The sequence below is a fragment of the Armatimonas sp. genome (assembly GCF_043760365.1).
GTDB lineage: Bacteria > Armatimonadota > Armatimonadia > Armatimonadales > Armatimonadaceae > Armatimonas.
Genome location: NZ_JAYUPA010001036.1, coordinates 1 through 7,334 on the forward strand (window position 1 = coordinate 1; position 7,334 = coordinate 7,334).

Annotated in this window: 9 protein-coding genes; 8 read left to right on the forward strand and 1 reads right to left on the reverse strand. The window is 57.9% G+C overall.

Annotated features, from left to right (window positions below; all coding sequences use genetic code 11):
• From ACH2EH_RS26450 to ACH2EH_RS26475, 6 genes are all read left to right on the forward strand, one after another.
• A partial coding sequence (locus ACH2EH_RS26450) for a DUF6754 domain-containing protein (protein WP_395146416.1) occupies window positions 1–529 on the forward strand: 529 nt, incomplete at its 5' end.
• A 17-nt stretch (window positions 530–546) separates the two neighbouring features.
• Window positions 547–1,521: a hypothetical protein gene (locus ACH2EH_RS26455; RefSeq protein WP_395146417.1), complete on the forward strand. Its 975-nt coding sequence runs from the start codon at window positions 547–549 to the stop codon at window positions 1,519–1,521.
• Entirely contained in the window at window positions 1,521–2,393 is an 873-nt protein-coding gene (locus tag ACH2EH_RS26460) for a hypothetical protein (protein WP_395146418.1), read from the forward strand. The genes ACH2EH_RS26455 and ACH2EH_RS26460 overlap by 1 nt, the downstream gene beginning before the upstream one ends.
• Window positions 2,394–2,395: 2 nt before the next feature.
• On the forward strand, window positions 2,396–3,082 hold the full coding sequence (locus ACH2EH_RS26465) for a hypothetical protein (RefSeq protein ID WP_395146419.1): 687 nt from the start codon (window positions 2,396–2,398) through the stop codon (window positions 3,080–3,082).
• 28 nt (window positions 3,083–3,110) lie between these two features.
• Window positions 3,111–4,574 carry a glycoside hydrolase family 10 protein gene (locus ACH2EH_RS26470; RefSeq protein WP_395146420.1) on the forward strand — a complete coding sequence of 488 codons (1,464 nt, stop codon included), beginning with the start codon at window positions 3,111–3,113 and terminating at the stop codon, window positions 4,572–4,574.
• Window positions 4,571–5,176 carry a hypothetical protein gene (locus ACH2EH_RS26475; RefSeq protein ID WP_395146421.1) on the forward strand — a complete coding sequence of 202 codons (606 nt, stop codon included), beginning with the start codon at window positions 4,571–4,573 and terminating at the stop codon, window positions 5,174–5,176. The genes ACH2EH_RS26470 and ACH2EH_RS26475 overlap by 4 nt, the downstream gene beginning before the upstream one ends.
• Here the strand turns inward: ACH2EH_RS26475 and ACH2EH_RS26480 are convergent.
• A complete protein-coding gene (locus ACH2EH_RS26480) occupies window positions 5,157–5,954 on the reverse strand; it encodes a hypothetical protein (protein WP_395146422.1) in 798 nt (265 codons plus the stop codon). The genes ACH2EH_RS26475 and ACH2EH_RS26480 overlap by 20 nt on opposite strands.
• A 54-nt stretch (window positions 5,955–6,008) precedes the next feature.
• On the opposite strand from ACH2EH_RS26480, the gene ruvC reads away from it, so the two are divergent.
• Together ruvC and ACH2EH_RS26490 are read left to right on the forward strand one after the other, a co-directional pair.
• The gene (gene ruvC, locus ACH2EH_RS26485; RefSeq protein ID WP_394794415.1) at window positions 6,009–6,521 is read left to right on the forward strand and encodes a crossover junction endodeoxyribonuclease RuvC; all 513 of its coding nucleotides are present in this window, start codon (window positions 6,009–6,011) and stop codon (window positions 6,519–6,521) included.
• Window positions 6,522–6,550: 29 nt separating this feature from the next.
• Window positions 6,551–7,288: a hypothetical protein gene (locus tag ACH2EH_RS26490; RefSeq protein ID WP_395146423.1), complete on the forward strand. Its 738-nt coding sequence runs from the start codon at window positions 6,551–6,553 to the stop codon at window positions 7,286–7,288.
• Window positions 7,289–7,334 lie beyond the last annotated feature (46 nt).

A 7,334-nucleotide genomic window follows, 5' to 3' on the forward strand; every position in this document is an offset into this window, starting at 1 on the left:
CTCCGCCATGCTGCCCATCGCTGAGGACACCATCTCCAACGCCTATCAGCAAGCCGGGCGGGGCGACGCCTACTCCCCCGACGACGTGCGCTATCTGTCAAACCAGCAGTTCGCCTACGCCGCGGGTGTGGCCGGAATGATCCAGCGGGAGAAGTTCGCCGCGACGTTTCTTTTTGGGACGTTTTTTGCGGAGTCGCTGATCATGGCGGAGAACGCCAACATGGTTGGGGCCATTCAAGTGGCGGGCACGCCCTCAACCACGCAAGTTCCGTTCTTTATCGCCGCCTGTGACTATGTGATTATTGGCGATGAGTACTACGCCGCGACGGCCTATCTGACCCGGCAACCGACGCTTCTCGGCTCAATTGTGGCGCAAGATAGAGTTAAGATCGGCATTCTAGCGACCATTGTGATTGGCTCGCTCGTCACCACGTTTGCGAATAAGCATCTCTTCCGGAATCTGTTTGCGGATCAGAATGTGAGCAATTTCCTGGTGGATCCTGAAGAGAGTACGAAAGGAGGCAAGTAGCGATGGGAACTTATGGAATGATTTTTGTGGGGTTGCTCATTGGAGCGGTCGTTCTGTTTCTGCTCACCCTGGTGCCCAACAAGCTTCGCAAGCCGCTGATCGCTCTGGTGACTCTGCTAGCGGGCTGTTTCTACGCCGTGGAGTTTTTCTGGCCCACCCACGCGACAGTCGCGAATAAAGCGGATGTCATCAAGAAGCTCAAGTACCAGCCGGAAAACACGCCACTCGCCGACTCTGAGCTGGTGGCAACGTTAGATGAATCGGCGAAGACCAAGCTCAAAGAGCTTTCTCCGGAAGATGCGCGGCTGATTCTTAAACAGCTCCCCGCCACCTCTGAGAAGCCCCTCACCAGCGACGATGTGGAGAAGATGACGGCCCAGGAGAACTTCCTGACACCGTACTTCAAGCAAGTCTCGGATATCTCCAATGCGCTGCAAGCCTTCGCGATTGGCCTAGGTATCTACTCCCTGATGTCGGTTCACCTGCGCAATATCGCCATGAAGCGCTCCGGTTGGGGCAACTCGGCGACACTGATCGGGGGGATTGTCCTGATGACGGTGGCGCACATCGGAAAAGAGTATATTCCTGATCCCAAGGGGCCGTTTAAGACCCTGGATGTGCTGCTCTATGATGGGTTGATGAAGAACCTCGATGCCACCATGTTCTCCATTATCGCCTTCTATATTGTCTCCGCTGCCTATCGCGCGTTCCGGATTCGCTCCGTCGAGGCGACGATTCTACTGGTCGCTGCCGCACTGGTGATGCTGGGCAATGTCCCGATTGGCCAGGCGCTGACCAACTGGATTCCTAATGAGCCTACCGATGTTATCGCGAACCTGCGGCTAGAAAATATAGGCCAGTGGATTCAGAAGCGTGCGAGCTCTCCCGCCACAATGGCGATTGACTTCGGGCTCGCCGTAGGGGCACTGGCAACCTCGCTGCGACTCTGGCTCTCTCTTGAGCGCGGCTCCTACTTTGAGGAGGAACTCTAGTGAAATTTCTTAATAACGTAGATCGCCGCCTTCTCTATCTCTTGCTGATTGTGGTGATCGCGATTCCGCTGCTTGCTCCTGCAGTGACTAAGGGCTTGCCCAAGCCCGCCATCACCGCCGCGACTCGTAGCTACTACGAGACAATCGAGAAAGTGGCCAGCGATCCCGCCGCTAAGAACAAGATCGTGATCGTGGCCTGTAACTTTGCCGCAGGGACTCTCGCGGAGAATCTCTCGCAGTGCGAGGCCACGGTGCGCCACTTGATGATGCGTAAAGTGAAGTTCGCCATCTTTGGTTTCAGCGACCCGCAAGGGCGTGAGCTAGGCCAGCAAGCCGTGGAAAAGCTCGCCAAGGAGTACGACTACCAGTACGGACGCGACTATGTCAACTGGGGCTACCGACCGGCAGGTGCTGCGACGGCGCTGATCAAAGCTGCCGTCAACGATCTGCCCGGTGCCCTGGGCAAAGATATCAGGGGCATGGCCCTGGGCGAAGTTGCGTGTATGCAGGGAGTCAAAGGGGTCAATGATGTCTCGATCATTATCGAGATCGCTTCGGCAAATACTATTCCCGTGTGGATTCAGTTCTACCAGCGTGCGGGAAAGACTCCCATCCCAACTCTCTACTGCCCCACCTCCGTGATGGCGACCGAGGCGATCCCGATGCTGGAGACAGGCCAGCTTCAGGGCATGCTGACGGGCCTCAAGGGAGCGAGTGAGTACGAGCTTCTTCTAGAGAAAGCGGGCTTTGCGACCTCGGCCTCGGCCTCTCTCTCTCTGTCCCACTTGCTGATTCTGGTGCTGATCTTTTTAGGCAACCTGGGAATGTTTCTAGAGCGCAAGCAGCGCGCCGCTGCCGAAGGAGGGCGCTAACCATGAGTGATAGCCTGCTAAAAATGATCGTCGTGGTTCTTGGGGTGATCTGTACCCTGGGCATCTACTCGATTCTCTACAAAGAAAACAAGATATTCCGGCTCTTTGAGCATCTCTACCTGGGGCTGGCGGGCGGCTACGCTATTGCGGCCACCTGGAACGATGTGCTCAAGCCCAACTGGTGGGAGCCGATGGTCAAAGACGGGCAGTGGGGACTGGCGCTGATCCTGCCCGCCGGATCACTGTTCTACTTCATCTACTCCAAGCGCAACGGCTGGATGGCGCGCCTGATCTTTGGTGTCTTTATTGGCTTCGCGTCGGGCCAGGCGTTCCAGAGCTTTGCGGGCGACTACTGGCCCAAGCTCCAGACCGCCGCCACGAAAACGATCTGGGTGGACCCCGCGAAGATCAAGCCAGAATATCCGGTGGCCGCCTACGCCACGGCGATCAATAACCTGATCTTCTTAGCGATTCTTGGTGCGGTTATGGTCTACTTCTTCTTCTCTTTTGAGCAGAAGAACACCGCAGTGAATAAAGTTTCCAAGTTTGGTCGCTACGCCATGATGATCGCCTTCGGGGCGATGTTTGGAAACACGATCATGGCCCGTATGGCACTTCTGATCGGGCGGATCTACTTTATGATTCACGCTCCCGATGCCATCAGCGCCAGCGCCAATGCGGGGCCGTAGAGAGGGCTTCTCCGGGTAAACTGACTCCGTGAAGCGACGTGATTTTCTTACTCTCTCTGCGGGCGCTGGGGCTGCACTGATGACAGGCGACGAGCAGGCTCATGCGCAGAGCAATCAGCTCCCCCCGCCCATTGCTCGTGAGTTCCGGGGGCTCTGGGTTGCCAGTGTCAATAATATTGACTGGCCCAGCAAGCCTGCCCTGCCCCCCGAGCAGCAGCGTGCGGAGCTGATTGCTCTGCTTGAGCGTGCCGTGCGCCTCAAGCTGAATGCAGTTCTGCTACAAGTGCGCCCCGCGTGCGATGCCCTCTACCGCTCGGAGAAAGAGCCCTGGAGCGAGTATCTCACCGGCACGATGGGGCAAGACCCCGGCTGGGATCCACTGGCTGAGGCCGTCAAAGAGGCACATGATCGAGGGATCGAACTCCATGCTTGGGTGAACCCCTTTCGTGCGCGGCAGTCCGGAGCCAAGAGTCCCGTTACCCCAAACCATCTCTCGATGACACACCCCGGCTGGGTCAAGACCTACGGCAACCTCCAGTGGCTTGACCCTGGTGAACCCGATGCCAGCAAGCACTCGATTGATGTCTTGATGGATATTGTCCGCCGCTACGATCTAGATGGTCTGCACGTGGATGATTACTTTTACCCTTATGTTATCTACACCGACGAAAAGAGTAAGGTTGAGAAACCCTTCCCCGATGAACCCGCCTGGAAGCGCTACAAACTCTCCGGTGGCAAGCTGACGCGTTCTGACTGGCGGCGTAAGAACATTGATGATTTTATCCGTGATCTCTACCAGAAAATCAAAGTGGAGAAGCCACATGTGAAGTTTGGGATTAGCCCGTTTGGCATCTGGCGACCGGGCTTTCCGCCACAGATCACTGGCTACGACTCCTACGCAAAACTCTACGGTGATAGTCGCAAGTGGATGCGCGAGGGCTGGGCCGATTACTTTTCGCCGCAGCTCTACTGGAAGATTGATCAGGCGGGCCAGAGCTTCCCGATCTTGCTGATCTGGTGGTCGGAGCAGAATGCGAGGAAGCGGCACCTGTGGCCGGGGATCTACACGAGCAAGTACCCGCCGCTGGAGATCGAGTACCAGATCAAAGTGGCACGAGGGCTCTCGGGCAGCGCTCACGGGCACCTGCATTTCTCCGCCGTGGTGCTCAAGAAAGGCATGGAGGATGATACAAACACGATGGCGGGCCGCCTTGCCAGTGTCGTCTATCCAGAGCCCGCGCTCGTTCCGCCGTGTCCCTGGCTGGGCAGCGAACTCCCCCCCGCTCCGCGCGGCGTCCGCGTGAGTGGCGAGCGTATCACTTGGCAATCTGTAGAAAAAGCGTTTGTCTATGCCGTCCAGTGGCGCACCGGCGAGCGCTGGAGCACTGTGATTCTCCCCGGCGACCACGCCAGCCACGACACGGGCGCACAAGTGGACCAAGCGGTTGTGACTGCCGTAGACCGTCTGGGCAATGCGTCCGAATCACGATGATACTCCACCTTGGCCCACCCGATCCCTACAACGCCGCGCCGCAAATCGCGCCGGGCACGCTGGCTGAAGCGCTCCGCATTGTGCCCGAACCCGTGAATCTGATTGCCACGGGGGGCTTTGACGAGCTTGCCACGCTTCTTGATACAGACCATGCACTCATCCGTACCAAAATCGCGCGGCTATTTCTGGTGGGCGGGTGCGCGGAGGGCTTCTTGCCCATTGATCCACGCCTCAAAGAGCGCTACCCCGAGCGCTTCGGCGGCGACCCCGACCCGGCGTTGGGACGCTTGCTGACTTCCGGCGAGGGCGTGATCTGGCTCCCCGGCGATGTTAGTCTCTGGCGGCACTGGGACGAAGAAAAACAAGAGGCAACGCTGCTCTCCACGCTTCCCGCCTTCTGCCTCGCCCGCCACCCGGAGCCGATGCCCTGGCTGCGGCTCTTTCGCACCGTCCCTGCGCGGGTCACCGTGGACGAACGGGGCAACGTCACCGAACTCACCTCCAATGCGCCGAGCCCGAATCTCTATGTCGTAGTCGCTGTAGACGGCGCGGCGCTCTCGCGGTTTCTCGTGGCGCAACTCGTCAGCGACTCCAGCGCTTGAGGGGGAGCTGGCTGACGAGATCGGGGAGGAGTGTCTCCTCAATCAGAGGCTCCTCACCCGATGTGATTGACTGAGCCCGGAAATGCCCGTATTTGCAGGAGGGGCACCAGGTGAGAGCGAGCTTCACCAGGCTCCCGGTTGTCGTGCTCAGTTGCGCCTCCTCCATAATCTCGGTGATAGTCGAGGCATTGCTGTTGTCCAGTGCGGCCTGGAGCTGATTGAGTCGTTGCTGTGTCTGCGCAATCTCGGTGTCGCTTTCTGCTGGGAGAAAACCTAGGCTCTTTCCTGACTGCTGGCGCTTGCAGTGCTCGCAGATTGGGAGGAGCTGGAAGGCACTGAGCGAGAGGGCACCGCCTGCGAATCCCAGCGCTTCCAGCACCCGAATTCCGTAGCCCCAGACTCCCAAGAGGGTACCTCTATCTCCGTGCCCACCAAACGTGAAACTGCGGGTGATCGCATCAAAATATTCCCAGAAGCCGACGTGCTGGCGCAGAAAGGGGGACAGGAGCCGGTAGTTCAGCCAGCAGGAGCCAAAGTAGGCCAGGAGCTGTAGAAGTAAAACGCAGAAAATGAGGCTGTCTTTTACCTGGACACGGGTAAACTTGATCGCCAGCCAGTAACCGGAGGACGCGAGAAGTCCTATACAAATCGCTCCGGCGGGGACGATATACCAAAGATAAAAACCCATGATATTGAGCGAGCCACGTAGGAAAATCATTGCCAACATCATGAGGGCAGTTGTCAAAAGCCCAGCCACGAAAACAGGAAGGAGACGCATGGCATAGTATACCCAATCTGTAGCCCCCTTCCCATTTGGTGGTATCCTGAGCCTGTGACAATTCTGGGGATCGATCCGGGCACGGCGACGACGGGGTTTGGCATTATCCGCTACGAAGAGGGACGCTTAATTCCCGTGGATGTGGGGGTCTTGCTCACGACGCCCGACATGGCGCTGCCGGATCGTCTCAAGTCTATCTACGACGATATCAACACATTGCTGGATCGCTACACGCCCGATACGGTGGCGACCGAGAAGCTCTTTTTTGATAAAAATGTCACCAATGGGATTGCGGTGGGCGCGGCGCGGGGGGTGATCTTGCTGGCGTTTGCCCAGCGTGGCCTGCCGTGGATGGAGTACACGCCGATGCAAGTAAAGTCGGCAGTGACGGGCTACGGGGCTGCGGATAAGCAGCAAGTCCAGGCGATGGTGGTGCGACTGCTCACCTTGAGCGAAGTTCCCAAGCCCGACGATGCCGCCGATGCCCTCGCGGTGGCGATCTGCCACGCGCACTCCCATAAAATCAGTGGCATGGGACGCACCCGTGGCCGCGACAATCGAAGGTAAATGCCTGCCCCTCAGTCCAATAAAACGCTATGCAAAAACGATCTCGCTTGTTGCTTCTCCCGCTTATTGTGCTTACCAGTTGTGCTAAGATACCGCCTGCAGGAACGTTCGAGCCGCCTAAGCTGCTGCGCGTCACTTTTGCTTTGCGAGGCGAGGTGCAGAGCAGTGAGACGGGCCTGCCCTACTACTACTTTGTGACGATCAACCGCACGGATGATGCGGGAGCCAGTGGCCCCGCTCCCGTGGTGGATCGGCCCTGGGGAAATGGGTTCGCGGCGGCAAACTCCGCCACGGGGCAGGGCTTCGTGGGCTTTGTCGCCTTCAACTACCGTGGCCCCGGCTACCAGGTCTTCTCGTGCGAGAGCGGCGGCGTGCTCAAAAACCCCGTCGAGGGGATATTTACACCTCTGGGGCTGCCCTACCAGTCCACGCCCGTGGCGCGTGGGAGCAAGACACTCTCGTTTCAAGTGGACCTCAACACGCTGCCCAATAAGACTCTGCGCTATGTCCAGCTTAATCTCATTGCCACTAACAATGTCCCACAAGGCGCTGAAGAGGCTCCGAAGCTCTGGGATGCCCTCGGTGATGGTCGCTCGACCGGCTCGCTCAACCAGTTTATTACGTTTGACACTCGCCAGAATCAGCTACGACGCAACAGCGATGACCGTCGCGAGCCCACTCAAAACGATGTGCGTGATCATGTGAATGCGCTGGTAGATGAGCCAAACCTAGATATTGTGGACTGGGAGATTGAGTACCGAAACTAAGGGGTTTTGCGTTATCATAGGGCAACTAAGGAGAGTTGACTTATGC